Origin of the sequence: Denitrobaculum tricleocarpae, assembly GCF_007004665.1 — a bacterium.
Classification (GTDB): domain Bacteria; phylum Pseudomonadota; class Alphaproteobacteria; order Kiloniellales; family Kiloniellaceae; genus Denitrobaculum; species Denitrobaculum tricleocarpae.
In genome coordinates this window covers 654064-680056 of record NZ_ML660053.1, presented here as the reverse complement: position 1 = coordinate 680056, position 25993 = coordinate 654064, and the positions used below count along the sequence as shown (strand labels likewise).

24 protein-coding genes are annotated in these 25993 nt (G+C 59.7%); 14 read left to right on the top strand and 10 right to left on the bottom strand.

The window, feature by feature from the left end:
* Window positions 1–2: 2 nt before the first annotated feature.
* From FKG95_RS07985 to FKG95_RS07975, 3 genes are all read left to right on the top strand, one after another.
* Window positions 3–779, top strand: coding sequence for an SDR family NAD(P)-dependent oxidoreductase (locus tag FKG95_RS07985; RefSeq protein WP_142895783.1), 777 nt, complete (start codon window positions 3–5; stop codon window positions 777–779).
* Window positions 757–1461 carry an HAD family hydrolase gene (locus FKG95_RS07980; RefSeq protein WP_142895782.1) on the top strand — a complete coding sequence of 235 codons (705 nt, stop codon included), beginning with the start codon at window positions 757–759 and terminating at the stop codon, window positions 1459–1461. The genes FKG95_RS07985 and FKG95_RS07980 overlap by 23 nt, the downstream gene beginning before the upstream one ends.
* 81 nt (window positions 1462–1542) lie before the next feature.
* Entirely contained in the window at window positions 1543–2361 is an 819-nt protein-coding gene (locus FKG95_RS07975) for an HpcH/HpaI aldolase family protein (protein ID WP_142895781.1), read from the top strand.
* Between the two features lies 1 nt (window position 2362).
* Here the strand turns inward: FKG95_RS07975 and FKG95_RS07970 are convergent, their stop codons facing one another.
* Window positions 2363–3247, bottom strand: coding sequence for a LysR family transcriptional regulator (locus FKG95_RS07970; protein ID WP_179953978.1), 885 nt, complete (start codon window positions 3245–3247; stop codon window positions 2363–2365).
* Window positions 3248–3404: 157 nt separating this feature from the next.
* Between FKG95_RS07970 and FKG95_RS07965 the strand changes: the two genes are divergently transcribed.
* Complete coding sequence (locus tag FKG95_RS07965; protein WP_179953977.1) at window positions 3405–4373, top strand: DMT family transporter; 969 nt, start codon at window positions 3405–3407, stop codon at window positions 4371–4373.
* A 13-nt stretch (window positions 4374–4386) separates the two neighbouring features.
* Here the strand turns inward: FKG95_RS07965 and FKG95_RS07960 are convergent, their stop codons facing one another.
* From FKG95_RS07960 to FKG95_RS07930, 7 genes are all read right to left on the bottom strand, one after another.
* Window positions 4387–4902 (bottom strand): hypothetical protein, encoded by a 516-nt coding sequence (locus tag FKG95_RS07960; protein WP_142895778.1) that lies wholly within the window; start codon window positions 4900–4902, stop codon window positions 4387–4389.
* An 80-nt stretch (window positions 4903–4982) separates the two neighbouring features.
* Window positions 4983–5630, bottom strand: a complete 648-nt coding sequence (locus tag FKG95_RS07955; RefSeq protein WP_218940108.1) for a glutathione S-transferase family protein — start codon at window positions 5628–5630, stop codon at window positions 4983–4985.
* Window positions 5631–5666: 36 nt separating this feature from the next.
* Window positions 5667–7259, bottom strand: coding sequence for a gamma-glutamyltransferase (ggt, locus tag FKG95_RS07950; protein WP_142895777.1), 1593 nt, complete (start codon window positions 7257–7259; stop codon window positions 5667–5669).
* Between the two features lie 291 nt (window positions 7260–7550).
* Window positions 7551–7961 carry a hypothetical protein gene (locus tag FKG95_RS07945; protein WP_142895776.1) on the bottom strand — a complete coding sequence of 137 codons (411 nt, stop codon included), beginning with the start codon at window positions 7959–7961 and terminating at the stop codon, window positions 7551–7553.
* Between the two features lie 271 nt (window positions 7962–8232).
* Entirely contained in the window at window positions 8233–9660 is a 1428-nt protein-coding gene (locus FKG95_RS07940; RefSeq protein WP_142895775.1) for a SpoVR family protein, read from the bottom strand.
* Between the two features lie 62 nt (window positions 9661–9722).
* Entirely contained in the window at window positions 9723–10979 is a 1257-nt protein-coding gene (locus FKG95_RS07935; RefSeq protein WP_142895774.1) for a YeaH/YhbH family protein, read from the bottom strand.
* 126 nt (window positions 10980–11105) lie between these two features.
* Entirely contained in the window at window positions 11106–13037 is a 1932-nt protein-coding gene (locus FKG95_RS07930) for a serine protein kinase (RefSeq protein WP_142895773.1), read from the bottom strand.
* Window positions 13038–13863: 826 nt separating this feature from the next.
* On the opposite strand from FKG95_RS07930, the gene FKG95_RS07925 reads away from it, so the two are divergent.
* From FKG95_RS07925 to FKG95_RS07885, 10 genes are all read left to right on the top strand, one after another.
* Window positions 13864–14331, top strand: a complete 468-nt coding sequence (locus FKG95_RS07925) for a (2Fe-2S)-binding protein (protein WP_142895772.1) — start codon at window positions 13864–13866, stop codon at window positions 14329–14331.
* 2 nt (window positions 14332–14333) lie between these two features.
* Window positions 14334–16700, top strand: a complete 2367-nt coding sequence (locus FKG95_RS07920; RefSeq protein WP_142895771.1) for a xanthine dehydrogenase family protein molybdopterin-binding subunit — start codon at window positions 14334–14336, stop codon at window positions 16698–16700.
* Between the two features lie 13 nt (window positions 16701–16713).
* Window positions 16714–17505 (top strand): FAD binding domain-containing protein, encoded by a 792-nt coding sequence (locus FKG95_RS07915; RefSeq protein ID WP_142895770.1) that lies wholly within the window; start codon window positions 16714–16716, stop codon window positions 17503–17505.
* Window positions 17506–17617: 112 nt separating this feature from the next.
* Window positions 17618–18541: an AAA family ATPase gene (locus FKG95_RS07910; protein ID WP_142895769.1), complete on the top strand. Its 924-nt coding sequence runs from the start codon at window positions 17618–17620 to the stop codon at window positions 18539–18541.
* A complete protein-coding gene (locus FKG95_RS07905; RefSeq protein ID WP_142895768.1) occupies window positions 18538–19809 on the top strand; it encodes a vWA domain-containing protein in 1272 nt (423 codons plus the stop codon). Before FKG95_RS07910 ends, FKG95_RS07905 begins: the two co-directional genes overlap by 4 nt.
* On the top strand, window positions 19806–20147 hold the full coding sequence (locus tag FKG95_RS29555) for an XdhC family protein (protein WP_179953975.1): 342 nt from the start codon (window positions 19806–19808) through the stop codon (window positions 20145–20147). Before FKG95_RS07905 ends, FKG95_RS29555 begins: the two co-directional genes overlap by 4 nt.
* Window positions 20147–20902, top strand: coding sequence for an XdhC family protein (locus FKG95_RS07900; RefSeq protein WP_179953974.1), 756 nt, complete (start codon window positions 20147–20149; stop codon window positions 20900–20902). The genes FKG95_RS29555 and FKG95_RS07900 overlap by 1 nt, the downstream gene beginning before the upstream one ends.
* Window positions 20899–22551: an NTP transferase domain-containing protein gene (locus FKG95_RS07895; RefSeq protein ID WP_142895767.1), complete on the top strand. Its 1653-nt coding sequence runs from the start codon at window positions 20899–20901 to the stop codon at window positions 22549–22551. The genes FKG95_RS07900 and FKG95_RS07895 overlap by 4 nt, the downstream gene beginning before the upstream one ends.
* On the top strand, window positions 22548–22958 hold the full coding sequence (locus FKG95_RS07890; protein ID WP_142895766.1) for an iron-sulfur cluster assembly scaffold protein: 411 nt from the start codon (window positions 22548–22550) through the stop codon (window positions 22956–22958). The genes FKG95_RS07895 and FKG95_RS07890 overlap by 4 nt, the downstream gene beginning before the upstream one ends.
* Window positions 22959–23167: 209 nt before the next feature.
* Window positions 23168–23869 (top strand): hypothetical protein, encoded by a 702-nt coding sequence (locus FKG95_RS07885; RefSeq protein WP_142895765.1) that lies wholly within the window; start codon window positions 23168–23170, stop codon window positions 23867–23869.
* Window positions 23870–23878: 9 nt separating this feature from the next.
* Here FKG95_RS07885 and FKG95_RS07880 read toward each other — a convergent pair whose 3' ends face one another.
* Entirely contained in the window at window positions 23879–25033 is a 1155-nt protein-coding gene (locus tag FKG95_RS07880) for an aminotransferase (RefSeq protein WP_142895764.1), read from the bottom strand.
* 145 nt (window positions 25034–25178) lie between these two features.
* Window positions 25179–25934 (bottom strand): DUF1194 domain-containing protein, encoded by a 756-nt coding sequence (locus tag FKG95_RS07875; protein WP_142895763.1) that lies wholly within the window; start codon window positions 25932–25934, stop codon window positions 25179–25181.
* Window positions 25935–25993 lie beyond the last annotated feature (59 nt).

Genomic DNA, 25993 nt, shown 5'->3' with positions numbered 1-25993 from the left:
GCGTGTATCTTGAGAAGTTAAAGCTGGACGGGAAGATTGCGGCGGTCACCGGCGCCGGACAGGGCATCGGGGCGGCCTGCGCCCGTGCGCTGGGCGAGGCCGGCGCGACGGTCGTCGTCCTCGACCTGCTGCCCGAGCGGGTGGCGGCCAGCGTCGATGAGCTGCAGGCCCTGGGGATAACCGCCTCGGGCATGACATTGGATGTGACAAAATCAAGTCATGTCGAAAAGGTTTCGGGGGATATCCTCGCCCAATTTGGCCAAATCGACATCCTGGTGAACAACGCGGGTGTGGCGAAAAGTGACGTGCCGGCTGAGGAAACAACCGACGAACACTGGCGTTTTCACCTGGACGTCAATCTGGACGGCCTCTTCTGGTGCTGCCGCGCCTTCGGCCGGGCAATGCTCAAGCAGAGCAAGGGCTCCATCGTCAACATCGGCTCCATGTCCGGCCTGATCGTCAACAAGCCCCAACCCCAATCCTTTTACAACGCCTCCAAGGCCGCGGTGCACCAGTTGACCAAGTCGCTGGCCGCCGAATGGGGCGGGCGCGGCGTGCGGGTCAACGCGGTGGCGCCGACCTATATCGAAACGCCCCTGACCGAATTCGGCATGACCGAAGAGCCCGAGATGTATAAAACCTGGCTTGAGATGACACCGATGGGACGGGTCGGCCAGCCCGATGAAATCGCATCGATCGTACACTTCCTCTCATCCGACGCGGCAAGTCTGATGACCGGATCAATCGTGGTGGCGGATGGCGGATACACCTGCTGGTAACCTGCAAAGCGCGCAGCTTCAGACGCGCGAACGCCCGCGTCTCGTGATCTTCGATTGCGACGGCGTGCTGGTCGACAGCGAGCCGCTTTCCTTTCAGGTCCTGTCGCAAAACATTGCGCTAAAAGGCGCTTCCATCCCCATGGAGGATTGCTACCGTCTCTTCCTCGGCAAGAGCCTCACGACCACCACCGAGATTCTGAGCCGCGAATTCAATGTCGAATTTTCAGACGCGGATCTGGACTCCATGCGGATACAGCTCTTCAGTCTCTACCGCCGGGAACTTCGCCCCATCCCGGGTATCGCCGCCCTTATGCAGAACCTGGACCTGCCGGTCTGCGTCGCCTCCTCAAGCCAGTTGGAGCGCATTCGTCTCTCCCTGGAGGTCACCGGGTTGCGGGCAAATTTCGAACCCAACATCTTCAGCGCAACCATGGTCGCGAACGGCAAACCCGCGCCAGACCTCTTTTTGCATGCCGCGCAGGAGATGGGCGTCAACCCGCGGCATTGCCTGGTGATCGAGGACAGTCCAGCGGGCATCGAGGCCGCGCAGCGCGCGGGTATGACGGTGGTCGGCTTTACCGGCGGCGGGCATGCGCAGACCGACAGCCACCGCCTCTCTCTTGAAGCCCTCTCACCCAAAGCCGTGATCGCAAAGATATCCGAGCTCTCCCCCTTTCTTTAGCGCGCGATTTCTCCTCTAATGCTGGAAGCAAGCGAGGCTTCGATAAGGGCTTCGCGCAAACAACATTCCAGGGAAGACGCCATGATCAAGAACGGACTGAAAAGCCTGTGGGACCAGAACAAACCCGCCCTCAACGGCTGGCTCTCCATCGGCAACTCCTTTTCAGCCGAGATCATGGCGGCACAGGGCTACGATAGCCTGACCGTCGACCTCCAGCACGGCGCCGTCGACTACAGCGGTGCGCTGCCCATGCTACAGGCCATGCGGGCGAGTGGTGTCACGCCCCTGGCGCGCGTGCCCTGGCTGGAGCCCGGTATCATCATGAAGGTGCTCGACGCCGGGGCTTACGGTGTCATCTGCCCCATGGTCAATTCGCGCGCGGAGGCCGAACAACTGGTCTCCTACATGCGTTATCCCCCCAAAGGCACCCGCAGCTTCGGCCCGACGCGCGTGAACTTTTCCGCCGGCACGAACTACGCTGGGGAAGCCAACGACGAGATCCTCTGTCTCGCCATGATCGAAACGGCGGAGGCCATGGCGAACCTGGAAGATATCGTCTCCACACCGGGGCTGGATGGCGTTTACATCGGCCCCGCCGACCTGACATTGGGCGTGAGCAACGGCAGCCTGCCGCCGGGCTTCGACCGGGAAGAGCCGGAGATGGTGGAGGCGATCAAAAGGATCCTGGCTGCCGCCAAGAACGCGGGAATCCGCGCGGCTCTGCACTGCGGCAGCCCGGCCTACGCCGCCAAAGCCATCGGCTGGGGCTTCGATCTGACCACGCTGGCCAACGACGTCCGGCTGCTCGCCGCTGCGGCGTCAGAGAGCGTCAGTCAGACCCGTGAACTGCTTGGCACCGGCGGCGCCGAAGCCGACCCAACCGATAAGAGTGGATACTGAATCAGCTTCCCAGCAAGCGCCGCTCATGGCGTTTGAAAAGCTCGACGATTACGTCGATGGCAGCCCGGACACGCGGTGTGCGCAGAAGATCGCGGTGCACCAGTAACCACTGATCCACAACCAGCTCAGGTATAACCGGCGAGACCCGTTGCAGTCCGGTCACCGTTTCTGCGGCGTAGCAGGGCAAGACTGCGAGACCACAGCCCCGCCGAACCGCCTCAACCAGCACGAGGCCATTGTTGGTTCGGGTCTCCGGAGTGCGGTCGCGGTGTTTATCAAGCCACTTTTGACTGCCGAAGTGCGCGTGGGCCTCGTCATACCCGACCCAATCGCAAAGGTCGAAACGCGCATCGGTCCGGCTTTGCGGGAAGCGTTCGACGTAATCATGCGCGCCGTAAACGGCATAGGCGACGCGCCCAAGCTTTCGGGATATCAGGCTGGAATTCTCAGGCAGGCATTCCCGGATCAGGAGATCCGCCTCCCGCCGCGTCAGATTGACCTGCACATGGGAGACGGCGACCTCCCACTCGATTTCAGGCAAGGCCGCTCTCAGGTCCGGTAGCTGCTCCGTCAGGAACATAGCCATCTGCTCCGGTGTCGAGATTCTGAGCGTTCCCGTGAGTTCCTCGGAAAAGGAGTCCCGCCGCCGCTGGATAACGTCGGCGGAGCGGGTCATCTGCTCGGCCAGGGGCAGCAGTTCGATACCGGCCGGCGCCAGGACAAAACCGTCCGGGCGCTTGTCGAAGAGGCGCGCGGAAAGCGATTCTTCAAGGCTCTGAATCCGGCGGCCCACCGTCGGCTGACTCAGCTTTAGTTCTCTGGCCGCCGCCGAGAGCGTGCCCAGGCGCGCCACCGCGCAGAACACGCGGACATCGTCCCAATTCATGACGGAACCCATAACTTCAAAAGCCTTTTCGTATCGATTTACCTATTCAAAAACGAATAATAGTTATTAATAAGAGATTATACAGCTTCATTTTTGAATGCGCTATTCCTGCAGTCAGACAAGCGCTCTTCATCGCCAAAACCTCTGCAGGACCTCCATGACGCCGAATTCGTCTCTTTCCATCACAAAAGCGCCAATCCCCTCCAGCAACGTGAAAACTCCAGGCCTACAGGACGACCCTGGGGCAGCTTTGAAGGGAATCCTGCTCGCCCTCATGGGGACAGCGCTCTTCACCATCATGTTTGCCCTGCCGAAATTCGCGGGCCCAGCCAGCAGCGGACACGACGTGCCCGGTCTGCAAATCGCCTTCATCCGCTATTTCGGTGGTTTTCTTGCGGTGCTCCCGCTGGCGGTGGCCACGCATCGCAAAGGCGTATCCTTGATCTCTCCGCAGCCGCAGTGGCACCTCTTCCGCGCAAGTCTCGGCATTGCCTCCGTGGTCTGCGGGGTCTACGCGGCAACGCATATGCCCCTGGCGAACGCAACGGCCATCGGCCTGACCAACGGTGTCTTCGCGATCATCCTGGCCTTCATCTTTTTCGGTGAACGCATCGCCGGCCTGGCCTGGATTGCATCGTTCCTCTGCCTGGCCGGCGCCTTGGTGGTGGCACGCCCCTCCACCGACCTCATTGCGACCTTTCAGAGCAATCCTGCGGCCTTCATCGCACTGATCGGTGCCATCACGATGGCGGGCGAGATGGCGGTCCTGACCCACGTCTCCAGACGCGAACCCCTGGCCCGGGTCCTGCTCTACGTAAACACCGTTGCTTCCCTCGCCCTGGCCATACCCGCGTTTCTGCTCTGGGAGCCATTGGACCAAAGAACCCTGCTCCTTATCTGCTGCATGGGGCCGGTCGCGATCCTGGGTCAGATCTGCAACATCTGGTCGGTCCGCTTTGCGGCTATATCCTTGATCACGCCCTTCAAATACAGCTCGATGGTCTTTGCGACTTTTATCGACGTACTTTTCTTCGACCTGCTCCCGGACGGCATTACCGTCACGGGCTGCCTGCTGGTGGCCTTTGGCGGCCTTTGGTTAGCGCGCCTTCAACGGCGGCGGAAATAGCGTCCAGAGGATATCAGCGCCAGGTCGACGGCAGCGTGGCCGCAACAGACGCGATGGATCCTCTGGCGACCCGGGCCTCATAGCTGTCGGCGACACATTCGAAGGTGCTGTCGTGAAAGGTAAAGATGAAATGCCGTGCCGAGTCGAAGAAGCTGGGGCTATGGCGAGGATGCACGGAATTCATGCGTTCCAGTAAACGCACCCAGGAGGAATTGAGGACCTCGAAGACCGAATAGTAGGTCAAACCGCGCGCCGCCAGGGGATGGCTCACCAGGGTTTCGTCACCGGGCGCGCCCCAAGAGTGGCTCCATACGCGATCGAAGCGGATGCAGGCGACCTGCCCGCGTTCCGTGTCGGTCGTCACCATTGTCGAGGTTGTACCGTCCCAATCCGGATCCTGTTCCACGATGAGGTAGATCAGATCAACGTATTGCTCATTGGCGACCAAGGCCGGCAAGGGCGCGGCAGGATCCATCTGCGGCAGATCGCGGAGCTCAACGACCTTGTCGTGGGTGTCGATCTGGTACATACCGCCTTCACTCCGTTGCTGCCTGGATTAAATCCCAGACGGCGGCTTTTTGCCATAAAAACGTCGTCGCAGGCGCAGACTTAGAAGCTCAGGCGGCCATAGAGCTCGTCGAAAGGCACCATCACGTGCGCGCGGTAGGCCTCGCGTTTTTGCAGTTCGGCGTACCAGGCCTCTACATTCGGCAGCGACGGCCGTGCGATCTCCATTTCGAAATAGCGATAGAGCGCCATGCCCGCCGGGATATCGGCCAGGGAAAGTTGATCGCCAAGCAGGAACCGTCGGCCCGCGAGAATACCGTCCAGCAGCTCAAAGTCGCCATTTAAGCGCGCGAGGGCCCCTTTGATGAAGGCGGGATCCCGCTCCTGCTCAGGCGTTCTGTAGAAGCCCCAGAACACATCGGAAAAACCGCGTAAAAGGGTCGTCTGCGTCCATTCGATCCACTGGTCGCCAGTCGCCCGCACCGCGAGATCCGTCGGCCAGAAATGCTCGGCACCATAACGGGCGGCAAGGTAGCGCAGGATTGCGTGGGATTCCCAGATCACCAGGCCCCCATCCTCAAGAACGGGGATCTTGCCATGGGGGTTCAAGTGACGGAATTCAGGGCTATCCAGCTTGCTGTAGGAGCCACCCGCGTCGATCCGTTCATGCGGGATCTCCAGTTCACCGATCAGCCACATGACTTTCTGGACATTTGAGGAATTGCGCCGCCCCCAGATCTTCAACATCATCAGCTCCTTCAGGTTTGGATGGGTGTTCCCGACCCCTTACAGACCGAGCGCGCAGCCGTCTTTTCGGGGATCCGATCCTCCAACCAGCACTCCGCGTGCGTGATCGATCCAGATAGCTTGACCGCCGCCAATCGCCCGGTCCGCCCAGACGACTTGATGACCGCGCGCTGCCAATCCTTTGTAGACCGTCTCGTCGTATCCGACTTCGATTTTCAGCTCACCGTCGGAGGCGAAGCTGCGCGGCCATTCCAGGGCCTGCTGAACGTCCACGCCCTCATCGAGAACCCGCGACAGGAAGTTGGCATGGCCGGTCGCCTGGTAGTGCCCCCCCATGACGCCGAAGGGCATTGCGGCCTTGCCGCCGCGCATAACCATGCCGGGAATGATGGTGTGCAAGGGCCGTTTGCCCGGTGCGATCCCATTCGGATGTTCGTTGGAAACCCGGAAGCTGGCACCGCGGTTGTGCAGCATAACACCTGATTTGGGCGCGAGACGCGTGCTGCCGAAAGCTTGGAAGATCGAATTGATGAAGGAGATGGCGTTGCCGTCCCGGTCGACAATGGTCAGATAGACCGTGTCCTTGTGCTCGGGCAGGTCCGTATCCGGCGTCACCAGGGCAGACTTCAATTTGATCTGCTTCCTCAGCTTATCGGCATAAGAGTCTGAAAGTAATCGTTCTACCGGAACTTCGGCCTTTGCGGGGTCGGCCAGGTACTGGTCCCGGCTGGCGTAACCCAACTTGGTCGCCTCGGCCAGAAGATGAACCCGGTCCAGCTCCGGCAGGTTACCGTCAAAACCGAGCCTGGAAAGCTGGTTCAGGATCATAAGCGCGATCACGCCCTGCCCATTCGGCGGACACTCATAAACCTCGTGGTCCCGGTAGCTGGTCTTGATCGGCTCGACGAACTCGCTGCTCTGCACGGCAAAGTCTTCGAGGCTATGGAAGCCGCCGAGCGCACGGAGAGCCGCAACCATATCTTCAGCCACCGCGCCCTCGTAAAAGCCTTTCCTGCCTTTGGCGGCTATGGTGCGCAGCGTCCGGGCCAGTGCGGGTTGCGCGTGGCGATCCCCCGCTGCAGGCGCTTTTCCCCCCGGAAGAAAGGCAGCTGTCGCGTTGGCATCTTTCATCAGGCGTTCGGTATTATCGGCCCAGTCCAGCGCGATGCGCGGAAGCACCCGGTACCCTTCCTCGCCAAGTTCGATCGCCCGGGCGAAAAGCGCATCCATCGGGCGCGAGCCGTAGGCTTCGTGCAAACGGCACCAGGCATCGATCGCACCCGGCACAGTGACCGCGTGCGCGCTCTGGTAATCGATCTCGGTGATCCCCTGTTCCAGCAGCGCAGCGGACGTCATCCCAGAGGGCGCGCAGCCGGAGCCATTCAGGGCAATCACCTGCCCTGCTTTCGGCCCATTTGCGGGGCTATAGAGAACGAAACAATCGCCCCCGATGCCGGTCATGTGAGGTTCGACGACGCAGAGTGTCGAAATCGCCGCCAGCGCGGCATCAACCGCATTTCCGCCGGCGCGCAGTTGATCCAGGGCTGCCAAAGAAGCTTCAGGGTGCGACGTCGCGACCATACCCTTCTCGCCGTAAGCCGGGGATCGGCCGCCCGCCTGAAAATCTCTCATCACGTCTCTCCCTGGTGCAAGCACCCCGCCAGGGGTGTGCGCGCTGCGTTATCGGAACCACGAAGGAAACGCGCCACAATCATACCGATTCTCGCGCGATCTCTTCTTCGCGCAGGACCCTATGTCTTGGGGGGCGAATAATCCAGGACGTGTTTTTGCTGTTCCACGATGCGGAAAGGGCGGGATTGGCTGTCTTTAAAGACCAGGACCGTGGCAATGCGGAAACAATGGGTATTGGCACGGTTACGTGCCGGAACAAGACAGACACTCCGGCACAGCATCAAATGAAGGTCATTTCGTATCCAGGCGGTACTTCAAGAACTCGGCCCCATCGTACTCGGTCATTTCGACAAACCGGGCTCCGAGTCTCGCAAGCCCGCCGAGATTCTTGCGTGATGGCGGCAGAAGGAACGTCACGAATGGAATTCGGGCGTCGGCAACAGCAAATTCAATGGCCTTCCTGGAGATCCGCACGCCTAGCCCGAAGCACGCGGGCTTCAGCACCAGCCCGTAATCCCACTCGTCACCCTCTTTCTGAAATCCGCCCCATCCAACATATCTGTCATCGCAGAGGATCGCCCAATGACCCAGTCCATCGCGAAGCCAGTAGGCTTCCTTGGCGGCAACAAATTCTGTAACCGCCTGACGGTCCCATTCGTGTGTGAGCAACGGCATATGCTCCGCGATGCGGACGTCGGACATATGCGCAATGATCTCGCCCGGTGATATCTCCGGCAATCGCGCAAATGTAATTTTGGGGCTGGACTGAGTGGTCATCTCACTGCGAATTGCGGCAAAAGCTTACGTCGTCGGCATTCGCACTGGTAAACGCGCGCGTGTCAAGAACGAGACCGTTAGCGCATCACCCTGCCTCCGCCGCAGCAGGGCTAATTCCCCAAATGTGACCGCTCTTAAGTTCCGCGATCAAGATCGCGAATACGCCTGAAGCCAAAGCGTCCGGACACCGGGTTTCTCAAGCCGCATCACGGAAACCCTCGTCATCGTAGTACCAGAAGACGTCTTCACCCTCCTGCTGGGTCTTCAGGGCGACAGGCCGTCCCCATAGGCGGTAAACATGTGCAAGGCTGTGCTCGGCGTAGCCCGGATGGAGGTTTCGTCCGTCATGGGCGTGGGAGAGCAGCAAGGTGCCGCTGTGCTCGAAGTCTGCATCTTCGACCTTGATGACCGGCAGCGATCCGGTCCCGACGGACCTCAGCAGGGTCTCACGAATGGTCTTCCAATCCCCCTCATCCGCGGTCTCGGTGACGACCAGGGACCCGTCTTGAGACTGAAATTCGAAGAGCCCGAGTTCGCCGCAGAGATCCTCGGTGAGGAAACGCCGCAGGAAGGAAGAATCGCGGTCGGTCTCGCGCAGCGCAAACATCATCTCGTGACCGGTCATCTCCGGCTTGCCGTCCCGCGCGATTTCCTCATCGGTCGGGTTGTCGTACCGGCGCTTGATATCGTCCCAGACTTTCAGGCCGACATGGTAAGGGTTGATATCCCCCGCAATCGGCTGAACCACCTGATTGTGGCGCACCAGGAACTCGAGATAGATATCCTGCGGCAGATCGAGGCTGTTCATGATCTCGCGGTGCCAGTAGGTCGCCCAGCCTTCGTTCATGATCTTGGTTTCCATCTGCGGAATAAAGTACTGAGACTCCTCGTGCACGATGGTCAGCAGATCACGCTCCCAATCGGTCAGGCGGGGCTGATGGTCGCGAATGAACAGCAGAATATCTTCATCGGGCTCTAGCGGCACCCGGCTGAGGTCCGGTTCGACGTAGTCCGGGCGTTTGTGAATCTTGCTGTATTCGTCCGCAGGCGGCTGAGCTGCCGCCAGAGCTCTGGCCCGCTGTTCTTCCTGGGTGAGCTTCCGGATCGCCGGATTTCGGCTGCACTGCATGGAAAGCGCATGGGCAGCATCGAGTACAGGCTCGACCTTGTTAATGCCGATCGACGGGTCCTCCATATAGTCCCGCACCCGGTCCGCCCGCGCCTTGAACGAAGGAATCACGCTGCCGGCCTTGGTGTACTTGAAGGTCGCGTTGTTGCGGAAAAAATCGTTGTGCGCATAAACATGCGCGATGGTAAGGATTTGAAGACAGAGCGAATTCTGGCTCATGAGGTAGGCGAGGCTCGGAGAGGCGTTGATCACCATCTCGTAGGGCAGGCCCGCGGCCCCATGATTGTAGAGCGTCGATTGCCGTTCAAAGGATTTACCGTAAGACCAATGAGGATAGTGCGCGGGCATCCCATGGTACGCCATGGCCCCGAGCATCTGGGTGTGGTCGCAAATCTCGAATTCCTGATCGTAGCAGGTCAGACCGAAGGCCTCGACCTTCTCCCTGATCTTTTCGTCCCAGGCTTCCAGATCACTGGTTTGGTACATCCGTTCCATTCGATTGTCCGCTCCATCCTTGATCTACAGAGTTTCGATCACACACTCTTCCCATTCAGGCTTTAATCGACAGCTTCCTGTTGCGGATCGGTCCGCTCCTTCGACAACACAGCCTTCAGGCTTGGCCAGACGTCTTCGCGGTCATCGATCACCACCGCATGGAAATTCTCCGCGTCAAGCCGTTCGAAGATTTTGCGCATGGAGGTTGCCCCGAAGTACTCGGCGTCCGACTTGATCTCGCCATATCCAAAGAGGTTGCAGACGTCGCAAAGCTCCTTGGCGGCATTGAAGGCTTCGGTGTTGTCGCTGCTGAAATTTTCGCCGTCAGAGCAATGAAAGGCGTAGACGTTCCAGAGCGAGGGATGATAGCGATCCTGGATGATCTCGAGCGCTTTGCGGTATCCGGAGGAGATGATGGTGCCGCCGGACTCGCCCTTGCTAAAGAATTCCTCTTCCCCCACCTCGCGGGCCTGGGTGTGGTGCGCGACAAAGACCAGTTCCGTGGTCTGATAGCGCGTCCGCACGAACTGGTAGAGCAGGAAGAAAAAGCTGCGCGCCAGGTACTTCTTCATGACATCCATGGAACCGGAGGTATCCATAATGCAGACAACCACGGCATTTGATTCGGGCCGGACGTCCGGGACCCGGCGGCGGTACCGCAGGTCTTCCTTGTGGAAAGGGAAGCGCTGCTCTTCGCTTGCCGCGCCGCCGGTTCGATCTTTCAGCCGTGCCGTGGTCTCGCCCGCAACGTCAGGACGGGACTCTCTCGGTCCCGTGGCCACTTTGCGGCGGATCTTGGATTTGAGTGTCCTCTTTTTATCGAGGTGTACCCGGATACCGCTGCGCCGGTAGCCCAGACGCTTCGTGCCGTGGTCCACCTCGATCTCACGCAGGCGCTTGCGCTCCATATCCGGGAGCTGCAGATCCTCGAACAGAAGGTCAACCAGTTCATCGATGGTGACATCGGTTTCGTAGTAATCCACCCCCGGCCGGTCGCCGCCGGGCCCGGGTCCGTTCCCGGGCTGGCCGTCCTGCTGGTCCTGGCCGATGACCTGGCCCTTTTGAACCTCGCCGTCCCCGGAAGAGGCAACCCGCGGCGAACCTTCCCCGAAGACAAAGCGATATTCCTTGATGCCGCGGATCGGCACTTTGACGATGCGGTCGGAACCGCGGGTCAGAATGGCTTCCTCAGCGACGATTTCGGCAATGTTTTCCTTGAGGGCTTCGCGGATTTTCTGTCGATGCCTGAGACGGTCACCCGCACTGCGGTCGGAACGCAGGGCATCCGACGCAGAATAGGGCCGAAACACAGCACTCATGAAACAACCTCCAAAGAGACTCCGCGGAGGGACAATGAATGCGCCCCCTCCGCAGTTTTTCTCAAATCAGGTCCGGCAATCTGTTCACTCGCGAACATGGGATCCTCATTTGCTCTCCGCTTCCGCTCAATCCTTCCAGAGATTGTTAGCTGCATACTTCAGAACGATTTCAGCGGAAAACTCGTTGTAGCCACGATCAAGCAGATTTTTCACCAGCGCGTCGTATTTCTCGCCCTGCTCTTCATCGCGCGTGCGCGCCTTGGTAATGATACGGCTGATTTCACGCACGGAACTGGTGAGTTTCTTTTCAATCGCTTCTTTCAGGGGCTCATAGCTGTTGAAGCTGATTTTCTCGTTGCGCCGGCTGGCGGCCCAAAGATAGGCGATGACTTCCTGCCGGAAGCCGTCGGCCGCTGCGCCGACAATGGCAATCTGCTCCTCGATGGACTGCAGGAAGGCCATATCGGGTTCCAGCTCCTCGCGCGTATTCTGATCCTTGACCGAAGTCTTGGTCACGTAGGCTTCCGCGTGATCAAGGTAGTTCTGGAAGAGAGAGTCCGCCTGCTCCTCGTAGGCATAGACGAAGGCACGGGTGATTTCTTTCTCCAGAATCTCCAGATAAGCTTTGTGGATCGTGTCCTGCAGAAACTCCAGGTAACGCTTGCGGGTGTCGTCGGGGAAGTCCGCTTCCTTGACCATATTGATCAGGGCCTCGCGGACATGGATCGGGGTCAGGCCTTCGGTGCTCTCCGAAAGCGCATTGTCCACCGCCTTCATGATAAAGCGCGGCGAGATCCCGTTCATGCCCTCGAAAGGTGCTTCCTCGCGCAGTTCCTCGATGTCGATCTTCTTGGCCCGGCCTTTCTCGACGATCTTTTCACCGTCGTAGATCTTCAGCTTGGTCATGAGATCGCATTTGTTCGAGGGCTGCAGGCGCGAGAGAATTGCGAACATCGAGGTGATCTCAAGCGTATGCGGCGCGATATGTGCCCGGAAGCCGGAAGATTTGAGCATCTTGTCGATGATCTTCACTTCTTCCGAGAGGCGCATGTTGTAGGGCACCTTGACGGTCACAATCCGGTCCAGGATCGCTTCGTTGGTCGGATCTGCCTTGAAGCGCTGCCACTCCGCTTCGTTGGAGTGGGCGACGATGGCGGTATCGACATAAACCGTGCCGTGACGCCCGGGCGCGGGCACGAATTTCTCCTGCGTCGCCGTAATGATGGTGTGCAGGTATTCGGTCTCGTTCTTGAAAACCTCAATAAACTCAACCATCCCGCGGTTGCCCACGTTAAAGGCGCCGTTCAGATCCAAAACCCGAGGATCACCCTCGGAAAAACGGTCGAGCTTCGAAATATCCTCGGACCCGATCAGGACAGAGGTATCCTGGTTGTTCGGGTCGACCGGCGGCACGATCGCCATACCCCGGCGCGCGGCCTTGGAAAAACGCAGTGTCGTGACCGGAAACTTCTCGTAGTGCCCGTCGAATTCCTCTTCCAGCCGATGCCGGCAAATCGGGCAGAGCTCGCCTATGATGCTGACGTCCAGCATCTTTTCGAATTCGCGCCGCAAATGGTTCGGAATGAGGTGCAAAGGCTCTTCCTGGATAGGGCAGCCTTCGATCGCATAGAAAGGTTCGGACGCCTCGAGCCCCTTGCGCAGCTTCTCGGCGAGGGAAGACTTACCGGCGCCCACCGGGCCCATGAGGTAGAGAACCTGCCGGCTCTCCTCGCCTTTCAGGGACGCAGAGTGCAGGTAACGCACAATCTGTGAAATGACCCGCTCGACGCCGAAAAACTCGTCTTTAAAGAAATTGTGCAGCTTCGGAGGGTCGTCGCCGAAGAGACGTTTGATCTTCGGATCGTCTTCGTTGGAGAGCAGTTCGGTGCCGTCTTTCGTGACGGCCTCATAGAGTCTGGCGTGCGCCAGCTTGCATAGAGACGGATCGGCTTTGATGATCTCAAGATAATCGAGGAGCGTGCCTTCGAACCGTGATTCGGCATTCACCGCACGGTCTTTTTCGATCAGGCTTTTAAAGTCGCTCGCAGGTTTTCCCATAGTTGTACCTCTTTCGCTTAGGTGGCGGAAAGGCGCCCCGCCACAGCGGCAGGGGGGTACTCAACTTTTCTCTGCGTCTACTATGAGATTTGGACACCAAAGATGGCGAAATCAAGATCTTATCATTCACTTCGGCGTCAAAATCTCTGCCGGGTCGTGATCAAAAAGGTCGATTTACAGGTAATCTATTAGACCGCAAGAAACGACAGCGCGTTACCCTTTACGACCGCTTCGCAAGGCTTTCACCCGCGAGACCCGAAAGCACGTTTCACTGACGGATTCACAACCTGAACTGACAAGTATTTTGTCCGCAAATTAATTAAAATTGTATGTATTTTTGGATTTCGTCTGAAATCATGCCGGTTGCCGGCACCTGAGGCACCGTTTTCCGTCGCCGGAGGTGCATTTCCGCAACAGTTTTTCTTCAACGCGCGTCCGGGCGCGACAACTTACTCCCGGAGTCGCAAAACCGAGACAGCCAGGCACTTGCTATATAGCGCCGCACAATTGTCTCGCCGGAAGTGCATCCTAAATCCCCGCAGAAGCCTCTTGCCCGAGCTGCCCCGGAGAGTCGGCGTCGAGCCTGGAGGGTTGGCGTCAAAAGTTAAAAATTCACCACAAGCAAGTTGACCTCTCAGGCCTCAGGCACGAGACTTTGTTGCTGAACCCCGCGTTCAAAAATGAATCATAAGACTTTCATCTCATGTCGAGGCGATTAACTCTCATGCTATGAAGGCAATAAAGCGGACAACCCAGGTCGCCGTTGCAAACCAGTCGGCGAAGCACGCTTGGGACTCCGGAACAGTGGATTTGACAGGAGGAAAACATGCCCAACGTCTCAATGACGGTCAACGGTAAGGCGGTCTCGGCTGAGGTGGAACCGCGCACACTGCTGGTGCAGTTTCTCAGAGAGAAGCTCTCCCTGACCGGCACTCACGTCGGCTGCGACACCAGCCAATGCGGCGCCTGCGTGGTGCACATCAACGGCAAGAGTGTAAAAGCCTGCACGACGCTCGCCCTTCAGAACGAAGGCGCAGAGGTGACGACCATTGAAGGTCTGGCTCAGAACGGTGAACTGCATCCGATGCAGGCCGCCTTTAAGGAGCACCACGGCCTGCAGTGCGGGTTCTGTACCCCGGGCATGGTCATGAGTGCCATCGATCTGGTCAAAACCCATCCCAATCCGGATGAGAAGACCATTCGCGAAGGCCTGGAAGGGAACATCTGCCGCTGCACCGGCTACCAGAACATCGTCAAGGCTGTGAAAACCGCAGCCGACAACATGGGGGGTTGAGTATGTCCAGCGAAACCGGAATCGGCGCCTCTGTGCGGCGCAAGGAAGACAAGCGTTTTCTCACTGGCAAGGGCCGCTATCTCGACGACATCAACCGTCCCGGGCAGGCCTACGGCGTGTTCCTCCGCTCGCCGCATGCCTTCGCCAAGATCAAATCGATCGACACCACGGAAGCCGGCAAGGCGCCGGGTGTTGTCGCTATCTACACCGGCGCGGACCTTGCAGCCGATGGGATCGGCGGCCTGATCTGTGGCTGGGCTATTACTTCCAAAGACGGTGAACCCCACAAAGCACCGGCCCATCCGGCCATCGCCGTCGATACGGTGCGCCACGTCGGCGACCAGGTCGCCTTCGTCATTGCCGACAGCCTGGCTCAGGCCAAGGACGCCGCGGAACTGATTGAGGTCGACTACGAAGAGCTGACCCCTGTGGTCAGCGGCGCCGATGCACTGGCTTCGGGCGCCCCACAGGTCCACGACGATGTTCCCGGCAATCTTTGTTATGACTGGGAACTGGGCGATCCGGCTGCGGTTGACGCCGCCTTCGCCGCAGCGGCACACGTGACCAAGATGGACATCTACAACAACCGTCTTGTTCCCAACGCCATGGAACCGCGCGCGGCCATCGGTGACTTCGACAGTGGCACCGATGAGATCGTTCTCTATACCACCAGTCAGAACCCGCATGTCGCGCGCCTGGTGCTCTCCGCCTTCGTCGGAATTGCGCCGGAGCACAAGCTCCGAGTGGTGGCCCCTGACGTGGGCGGCGGCTTCGGCTCCAAGATCTTCATCTATGCCGAGGAGACCGTTTGTGCCTGGGCGGCGCGGAAAATCGACCGTCCCGTCAAGTGGACGGCGGAACGCTCCGAGTCCTTCCTGTCGGACGCCCACGGCCGCGACCATCACACCACTGCCGAACTTGCCATGGACGCCAACGGCAAGTTCCTGGGACTACGGGTCAACACCATAGCGAACATGGGTGCCTATCTCTCGACCTTCGCAACCTCGGTGCCGAGTTATCTCTACGCGACCCTGCTGGCTGGGCAATACACAACACCGGCAATCTATGCGAACGTCAAAGCGGTATTCACCAACACCGCACCGGTCGACGCCTATCGCGGCGCGGGCCGTCCCGAAGCAACCTACGTCGTCGAGCGTATGGTCGAGCGGGCCGCCAGAGATCTGGGCATTTCTCCGGTCGAGCTGCGCAAGCGTAACTTCATCGCGCCGGATGCCTATCCCTATGAGACACCGGTCATCATGACTTACGATTCCGGTAACTATCCGCTCAACATGGATACGGCGCTGAAGCTGATCGACTACGACGGCTACGCCGCCCGCAAAGCGGAGTCGGAAAGCCAGGGCAAGAAACGCGGTATCGGCTTCTCGTCCTTCATTGAAGCCTGTGGTATCGCTCCTTCGGCGGCGGTCGGCTCTTTGGGTGCCGGTGTCGGCCTCTGGGAATCAGCACAGGTGCGCTTCAATCCGACCGGTGGAGTGACTGTTTTCACAGGCAGCCATTCCCATGGTCAGGGACATGAGACGACCTTTGCCCAGCTCATCACCGAGCATCTTGGCGTACCGATCGAGAACGTGGAGATTTCCCACGGCGATACGGGCAAAGTTCCCTTCGGCATGGGGACCTACGGTTCCCGCTCACTTGCCGTCGGCGGCTCGGCCATCATGCGCGCGGTCGATAAGATCGTGGAGAAGGGCAAGAAAGTCGCGGCCCATCTGATGGAAGCTTCGGTCGAGGACATCGAGCATGCCAAGGGCGTGTTCAAGGTGGCCGGAACCGACAAACAGGTGACGATGGCAGAGGTGGCCTTCGCCGCCTATGTGCCGCACAACTATCCGCCGGATCTGGAGCCCGGCATGGATGAAACCGCATTCTACGATCCGACGAACTTTACCTTCCCTGCAGGCACCCACATCGCCGAGGTCGAAATCGATCCGGAGACCGGTGTGGTCGAGGTTGTCGATTGGGCGGCCTCGGATGATTTCGGCAACGTCATCAACCCGATGATCGTCGAAGGTCAGATCCATGGCGGCGTGGCCCAGGGTGTCGGCCAGGCCTTGCTGGAAAATGCAGTCTATGACTCGGAGACCGGACAGCTTCTGACCGGTTCCTACATGGACTACACCATGCCACGGGCTGACGATTTCCCGAGCCTTAAGGTCGAAACCACCAACACCCCCTGCCCTGGCAACCCTCTGGGCGTGAAGGGTTGCGGTGAGGCCGGTGCCATTGCGGCGCCTGCGGCTCTGATGAATGCCATCACCGATGCTCTGGGTGTCGAAATCGATATGCCTGCAACCCGTGAAAAGGTCTGGCGTGCGGCTCAAGCCGTGCAACAGGCAGCCGAGTAAGGAGGAAACATCAATGTACGACTTTAATTATCATCGTCCTGGCTCGGTGGATGAGGCTGTCGGTCTGATCAATGAGGACGCCAAGCTTCTCGCGGGCGGACAATCCCTCTTGCCGACCATGAAGCTCCGCCTCGCCCAACCCTCTGATGTGATCGACCTGGGTGGCATTCCAGGTCTCTCCGACATCTCGGTTGACGGATCGACGGTCACCATCGGGGCAACCGCGACCCATGCCTCGGTTGCGGCGTCCGGAGCCGTCGCCGGAGCAATTCCCGCGCTGGCGGATCTGGCCTCGGGTATCGGCGATACCCAGGTTCGCAATGTCGGCACCATTGGCGGTTCCGTGGCCAACGCGGATCCGGCTGCCGACTACCCTGCTGCCGTACTCGGTTTGGGCGCGACGCTCCACACCAACAGCAGGACCATCGCGGCGGATGATTTCTTCACAGGAATCTTCGAGACGGCACTGGCGGAGAACGAGATCCTCACCAAGGTCAGCTTCCCCGTCCCGGAAGCCGCAGCCTACGTCAAGTTCGCAAATCCGGCGTCACGCTACGCGATTGTCGGTGTTTTTGTCGCGAAAACCTCGGATGGCGTCAGGGTTGCGGTCACGGGTGCCGGTGGCAGTGCCTTCCGGGCCAGCGCCATGGAAACGGCCTTGAACGCCAACTTCTCGGCTTCGGCCCTGGACGGCATTGCAGTTGCTTCGGACGATCTGAACAACGATCTGCATGCCTCCGCCGAATACCGGGCCCATCTGGTCTCGGTCATGGCCAAGCGTGCGGTCCAGGCCGCAGGCGGCTGACCGGACGACATAGCTAAACACACAAGGGGAGACAGTATGGTCTCCCCTTGTTCTTTTTGATCCAATCGTTTTCGATTAGGACGATACCCACGACTAAGGTAAGCAGCGTTTTATGGCCACCGCGATCCCCTCTTCCATCGATCAGGTTTCAGAGCTTTTGGGACAGGCCGACTACGTTGCCGACCGCAGCCTTGCGACAGTTCTGTTCCTCAGCCTGAAAATGGGCCGACCTCTGTTCCTCGAGGGCGAAGCCGGTGTCGGTAAGACCGAGATCGCGAAGGTTCTGGCCACCACGCTCGACCGTCCCCTGGTGCGCCTGCAGTGTTACGAAGGCCTGGATGTCGGGTCCGCGGTCTATGAATGGAATTATGCCCGCCAGATGATCGAGATCCGCCTGGCGGAAGCCACCGGCGGCGCGGACCGTCAGCAGCTCGGCAAAGATATCTTTTCTCAGGATTTCCTGGTCAAGCGTCCCCTGCTGACCGCTCTCGAGCCCTCGCCGCGCGGCGCACCGGTGCTGCTGATCGACGAACTCGACCGGACCGACGAACCCTTCGAGGCCTATCTGCTGGAAGTGCTCTCGGATTTTCAGATCACGATCCCGGAAATCGGCACCATCAAAGCAGAGGAGCCGCCGATCGTCATCGTGACATCGAACCGGACGCGGGAAATTCATGACGCCCTGAAGCGCCGCTGCCTCTATCACTGGGTCGACTACCCGGATGCGGAGCGCGAACTGGCCATTCTGCGCCTCAAGGTCCCCGGCGCCGACAAACGCTTGAGCCAGGAAATCGTCAGCTTCATTCAAAAGCTGCGCACCGATGCCGAACTCTTCAAACTGCCGGGGATCGCCGAGACCATCGACTGGACCCAGGCCCTGACCCAACTGGATGTCATGTCGCTCGACCCGGGCGTGATCAACGACACGCTGGGTGTCCTGCTGAAGTATCAGGACGATATTGCGAAGATCCAGGGCTCCGAGGCCGCAGCGCTGCTCGACGAGGTACAGACAGACATGGCTGCGGCGCCAAAATGAGCGGCGGCCGCGATATAGCGCCCGACGGCACCATCGCCGAGCGGGATGGCGGCAAATTCGCCGAGAACATCATGCATTTCGCCCGTGTGCTGCGCCGGGCCGGTCTGCCGGTCGGCCCTGGAAAAGTGGTCGAAGCCCTGCGCGCGGTCGAGACGGCGGGCCTGCAGCGGCGCGAGGACTTTTACTGGACGCTGCATGCCGTCTTCGTGAACCGCCGCGATCAGCGCGAGCTCTTCGATCAGACTTTCCACATTTTCTGGCGCAATCCGGAACTGCTGGAAAAGATGATGTCGATGCTCTTGCCCACCACCTTTCTGGAGGAAGGTCCGGAGCAGGAGCGCGAAAAGGCGAGCCGGCGGGTTTCGGACGCCATGGCGCCGGAAAGCGAGAGCATGCCCTCTTCCAGGGGGGAGGAAGAAGGCGAAACCATAGAAATCGACGCCACCCTGACCTATTCCGACGAAGAGCACCTGCGCCATCAGGATTTTGAGTCCATGTCGTCGGAGGAGGTCGCTCTGGCGAAGAAGGCGATCGCGAAACTGCGCCTTCCGATTGTCGCGGTTCCGACACGGCGCTTCAAACCCCATGTCCACGGCCACAAGATCGATATGCGGCGCAGTCTGCGCGCCTCGTTACGCTCAGGCGGCGACAGCATTCCCCTGCGCCGTAAGGCACGGGCCGAGCGCCACCCGCCCCTGGTCGTGCTCTGCGATATCTCCGGGTCCATGAGCCAGTACAGCCGGATGTTTCTGCACTTCCTGCATGCCATCACAAATGACCGCGACCGGGTGCATACCTTTCTCTTCGGCACACGCCTGACCAACGTGACCCGCTATCTGCGCACCCGCGACGTCGACGTGGCGCTGGAGAAGATCGGCGAAAACGTCGACGACTGGTCAGGCGGCACCCGGATCGGTCAGACCCTCGCCGAGTTCAACGTCAAGTGGTCGCGCCGGGTTTTGGGCCAGGGTGCGATGGTGCTTTTTATCTCGGACGGCCTGGATCGTGATGCAGGCAGCGGCCTGGGCGAGGAGATGGAACGGCTGCATAAATCCTGCAGACGCCTGATCTGGCTAAATCCCCTCTTGCGCTACGAGGGTTTCGAGCCAAAATCCAAGGGTATCCGGGCGATCCTTCCCCACGTGGATGATTTTCGCTCGGTCCACAGCCTGAACAGCCTGGAGGAACTGGCAGCGATCCTCAGTCAGCCGCCGAAAAAGGTTCAGGAAGGACACTTTTACAAAGCCGAAGGGAACGCAGCCGCATGACAGAGACCACCCGCGTTCAACAGGAAGAAGCCGACATCCTGCGCCAGGCCGCAGATTGGAAGGCCCTGGGCCGGGATGTGGCGATTGCAACCGTCGTCTCCACCTGGGGCTCCGCGCCGCGCCCGGCCGGCAGTCAACTGGTGGTCGATGGCGAGATGAATATGATCGGATCGGTGAGTGGCGGCTGCGTGGAGAGCGCCGTCGTACACGAAGCGCTTGAGATCATGGAAACCGGCGCCTCAAAACTGCTGGAGTTCGGTGTCAGCAACAGCGAGGCCTGGGATGTGGGCCTTGCCTGCGGAGGCAAGATTCAGGTTTTCGTCGAGCGGCTGAACTGATGCAGAGTGAAACCCTCGCGCAGATTCAGAGCGACAGAGACCGAAAAACACCGGTCGTGCGGGCACTCGATCTGGAAAGCGGCAATGAGCACCTCATTCGTCCCTTTGACGACGATTCGGGCAGCTCACTCCTGCAAGCTGCACAGAATGCCGCCCTCGCGGACAAGAGTCAGGTGATCGAGATCGATGGCAAGCGCATTTTCCTGCAGGTCTTCAACCCGCCCCTGCGGATGATTGTCGTGGGTGCGGTTCATATTTCCCAGGCCCTCGTGCCCATGGCTCAGATCGCCGGATACGATGTAACCGTGGTGGATCCCCGCCGAGCCTTCGGCAGCGACATTCGTTTTCCCGGCGTCACGCTCTCGAACGACTGGCCGGACGTGGCGGTGACCGCACTCAAGCCGGACCGGCGCACTGCAATCGTAACCCTGACTCATGATCCCAAGATCGATGATCCGGCCCTGAATGCGGCCTTGACCTCGACAGCCTTTTACATCGGCTCCCTCGGCAGCCGGAAAACCCATGCCGCGCGCCTGGCCCGTTTGAGCAAAGCCGGTTTTGACGAAACCGCGCAGGCCCGGATTGACGGCCCCATCGGACTGGCGATCGGAGCAAAATCCCCAGCTGAAATCGCAATCTCGATCATGGCCAAAATCACCCAGACCCTTCGCCAGGCTCCAACCGGAGACGCGCCAACCACCGGGGTTAAGGAGACTGCCGCGCATACAACACCTGCCGTGAGTGCCGGTGCATGAAATTCGGACGCATAGCACCAGGTCAGGCCGAGGGCGCCGTCCTTGGGCATTCGATTCTGGCGGGTCAACGCAAATTCAAAAAAGGCCATCGCCTCTCCGCCGAGGATGTCGCACAGCTTGTGGACGCGGGCATTGATGAGGTCATTGCCGGACGTTTCGAGCCGGAAGATATCCCGGAAGACATAGCCGCCGCCCAGGTTGCGCAAGCCGCCTGCGGAGAAGGAGCCGAGGTCGCGGCCGCCTTCACCGGGCGCTGCAATCTCTACGCCAAAGTGCCGGGCGTTGCCCTGATCGATGGCGATGCCGTGACCCGGCTCAACCGTATCGACGAGGCCATGACAATAGCGACGCTTGCGCCTTACGAACGGGTTTCGCCCGGGCAGATGCTGGCGACGGTGAAAGTCATTCCTTTATCCGCACCCGCGTCTGTTGTCGACGAAGCTTCAGAGACCGCCGCTGGGGACACCCCGCTGATACGCGTTGCCGCTTTCCAGCCTCACAACGTCGGCTTGGTCCTGACGCGCTTGCCGGGCACGCGTGACAAACTGTTGAAAAAATCCCTGGAAGTAATCAAAGGCCGGCTGGAGAGCCTGGGAAGCCGCCTCTCGGAATGCCGCACCGTTCCACACCACGAAAATGACGTGGCCGCGGCCATCTCGGAGCTTCGCGCGGCGGGCTGCGGGATGATCCTCGTCTTCGGTGCCTCTGCCATTACCGACCGGCGGGACGTGGTGCCTGCAGGTATTATCGCGGCTGGTGGCGAGGTTGAGCACTTCGGCATGCCTGTCGATCCAGGAAACCTGATGCTGCTGGCGCGGCACGAGGGAACACCGATCATCGGTCTGCCCGGCTGCGCGCGCTCGCCCAAAATCAACGGTTTCGACTGGGTCCTGGAACGCCTGCTGGCAGGCCTCAGCGTCACCCGCGACGACATCATGGCGATGGGAGCCGGTGGGCTGCTCAAAGAGATTCCAACTCGTCCGCAACCGCGCGAAGGTGACGGCGGAATGCAAGACGGTATTCCGCGGGTTCCACGCATTGCCGCACTGGTCCTCGCCGCCGGTCAGTCCCGGCGGATGGGTGTTGCCAATAAGCTGCTGGCTGAGATCGACGGCAAGGCCATGCTGACCCGGGTGTTGGAGACCGTCGTCGAGAGTCAATGTGTCTCCGCCCTCCTCGTAACCGGTCATGAGGCCGACGCGATAGGGGCGCTCGCTGACCGGCACGGCGTTCCTCATCTGCAGAACCCGGATTACGAGCAAGGCCTGAGCACCTCTCTCAGAACCGGTCTTGCCGGACTGGGCGAAGACATAGACGGCGTCATCGTTTGTCTTGGCGATATGCCGCGCCTGAAACCCGAGACCCTCAACAGCCTGATCGCCGCTTTCAATCCCGTCGAGGGCCGCGCGATTTGTGTGCCGACCCACGAGGGCAAACGCGGCAATCCGGTGCTCTGGGGACGCCGTTTCTTCTCGGCTATGAAGGATCTCGCTGGCGACGTCGGCGCCAAGCACCTGATTGGCGAGTATGCGGAACTGGTCTGCGAAGTGCCGATGGACGGTGCGGAGATCTTTCTGGATATCGATACGCCGGAGGCACTTGCACTGCTGACCGGAAAGCCCTCTGACAACCAGGAAAAGTCGGCGTGAGCGAGGACCTTTATCACAAGACCCTCATTGATCTCGCTGCCGTGCCGGAAGAGCGTCTGGCCGAAGCCGACCTGAGCATCACAGTCGACAATCCTCTTTGCGGCGACCGGGTCACCATCGATGTGCAGATGGAAAACGGCAAGGTGGCGGCGATTGGCCGCGAAGTCCGGGCCTGCCTGATCTGTCAGGCCTCGGCGGCGGTCCTCAGCCGCACCGCCATCGGCCAGGATGCGGATCAAGTCGCCGAGGCTGCCCAAAAAGTGCGCGCAATGTTGAAGTCGGACGGACGGCCGCCCGATAGCGACTGGGCCGAGATGGCCAATTTTCAGCCCGTCGCGGACTACCGCAGCCGCCACGGCTGCGTCCTGCTGCCCTTCGACGCTCTAAAAAAAGCCCTGGCGCCATAGGGCTTGTCGGCTCCAACCGCCGTCGCCGCTGTTGGTGCGGACTCTTTTTTGCAGGCTCTGGCTGTTTCGCTCGGATGATATCTTCATTAATCTGCTCCAGAGAGGTCAAAAAAAGACCTTAGAGTTGCGTTAAGCAGAAACCGTAACCCTTTGGGAAGGTTTTTGGCTGCAGCCTGCATATGAAGACCCAAAAAGCGCAGAGAGGCCCCATGAAGACCCCAAGTTCCAGCTCTGTACACCGCCTCACCAGCAACCCGGCCCTGTTTGCTCTTCTCCTGATCGGGTTCGTACTTTCAGGCTGCGCGACCAAGTCAGTCGACACCAGTTTCGCATTCACACCGGAGACCGAAACCGGTCTGGTCGTGGGCTCGGCATCGTCAGATGTAAAGGACGAGAGTTGGTATGATGGGCTGGTAAAATTCTATTACATAAAAACCGATGAGATTGGGAAACTCGGCACCAAAAATGCGGGTTTCATCTATGCACTTCCGCCGACACTGCCGCTTGGGGCACCCGGCGATTCGGAGTTCAGCGACTCAGATGGCTCGGTCTTTGCCATAGCCTTGGAACCCGGCGACTACATTCTTAGTCGCTGGGAAATTGAGGTCGGCGCCTACGCGATCATCTACCCGGTCGACCCGGCCCCCCTTCCCTTCACTGTTGAAAAAGGGAAAGCCACTTACGTGGGCAACCTCCACATGTTTTTCCGGACCGCCCGCAATATTATCGGACTCACGTCCATTAACGATGGACGGCCCGCAATCAGTGATCGCTCAGAGCGGGATCTCCCGCTACTGCTGGAGCGTTATCCGAACCTGAAGCGCGAAGAAATTGAGATCGAGATTATCGATGACAGGCCATGGGGCGGTAAAGGTCCGCCTGCAAGCATCGAAGCGATGCTCAGGCATTGACACCGCGCGCTAGAAAGCTTTTTTCAGCCTCGCCACCGCCTCATCCAGCACTTCGTCGCGTTTGCAAAAGCAGAACCTGACATAATGGTCGATGGCTTCGTTCTGATAAAAGGCGCTGACGGGAACGGTTGTGACGCCGGCTTCCAGGGTGATGTGGCGGCAGAAGTCGACATCGTCACCGCAGAAACCCAAGGGCCGGATATCGGCCGTGATGAAATAGGTTCCTTCGCAGTCGATGATGCCAAAACCGATATCTGCCAGTCCCGAGGCGATCCGGTCGCGCTTGGCCTGCATCTCGGCGGCCAGACCGTCAAAGTAGCTCTGCTCCATCTCCAGACCATAGGCCACGGCCCGCTGCAAGTTCGGCGGCGTAGTAAAGGTGACGAACTGGTGAGACTTTGCCACCGGTGCCAGGAGGTCCTGCGGTGCGGTGATGTAACCGACCTTCCAGCCGGTAAGCGAGAAGGTCTTTCCTGCAGAGCCGATCCGCAGGCAGCGCTCGCGCATACCTGGCAAGGTCATTAGGGGAATGTGCTGACGCCCGTCGAACAGGATGTGCTCATAAACCTCGTCACAAACCGCGTAGGCATCGTGCCGGATCACCAGGTCAGCGATAAAGGCGAGCTCTTCGCGGTCGAACACCTTCGCCGCCGGATTCATCGGGTTGTTGAGCAGAATGAGCTTGGTGCGCTCGGTGAAAGCCTCCTCCAGAGCCGATCTCGGAAGCGTCCAGTCGGGTGGCTCCACACGTACCAGTTTGGGAACGCCTCCCGCGCGGCGAACGATGGGCAGGTAGCAGTCGTAGAGCGGTTCGATCAAAACCACCTCATCCCCGGGCTCGATCAGGGCGAAGAGACAATCGGCCAGCGCCTCGGTGGCACCGGATGTGACCATGACTTCGCTCTGCCAATCCACGTCCAGGTCGTAGAAGCGTTTGTTGTGCGCGGCAACAGCTTGTCTCAGTTCAGGCAGGCCCATCATGGGAGGGTACTGGTTCGGGGCATCAAGCAAGGCATCGGCTGCTTTCTGACGCACCTCTAACGGTCCGTCCGTATCCGGAAAGCCTTGCCCGAGGTTGATGGCGCCATGTTCGATGGCAAGCCGTGACATCACCTCAAACACCGTGGTCCCATAGCTGGAGAGAGTAGAGTTAGCCGCTTTCACGTAACTTCTTTCTTTTGCTGCCCGCCCCCATGGCGGCCGGACCGGCAAGATATATGGGCGATCGACTTTGGACAAACGATCAAAGCCTTCACCCCGGGCAGTCAAAATAATTGTATACTAATGAAACTTCTCAAGCGAGCGCGCGTTACTTAGCCCGAATCTGCGCAGACTGCTCCGGTGTCTTCTCGCCCGGTTCGCCCGGATGGGCAGGAGGCCAGGCGATCTCCAGGATCAGCTTTTTTCGCACGGCTTCCGCGAAACTGTCCCGGCCATCGACCGTGATCACAAAGCTGCCGGGCCCGCCAACAATCCGCTCAGCGAACGCCGCCTCAAGGTCGTAGGCATTCGGCCGGCCACTGCATTCCTGCTCCCGGCACAAAATTGCAAGACCGTTGATCGTTATGCGGGCGTCGAGGGCGGCCGCGCGGGCCGTTTCAATCGGTAGACCGTTCCAGTTGTTGGCACTGTCTGCGGAAAAGTCGATCACCCGTCGCAGACCGGTGATGTCGTTTTCCTCAATGAGCGCCTGGGCCTTCGAGAGCGCGCTGCCGATCGCGTTGTAGCCGTAGGCTTTGCGGGGGGCAGCCAGAAGTGCCTTCGCAAAATGACCGGCGCTTTCGGCGCCATCGATGACGGTCCAGGGCACCACTACGTCTTGAGAAAACTCGTCGCCCCATTCGACGTAGGTCAAGGCGATCCGCCCGGTCAGACTGCCGGTAATCGCCTCAAGCACCTGGGGGTGGGTCAAAGCCGCGGCATAGCCCTGGCGCTGGAAACGGATTTCGGCATCGTCGATAGAGCCGGTTGCATCGGCCAGCAACACCAGCTCGAGATCCAGCTCTTCCGCCTGCCCTGAAACAGGCATAAGCATGGCCACGAACAGCAGTGCAAAAAATCGCATCCCGGAGCCTCCTTTTTCCAGGACTATAACATGCCCGCTGTCAAAGGGCTGCACTGCAA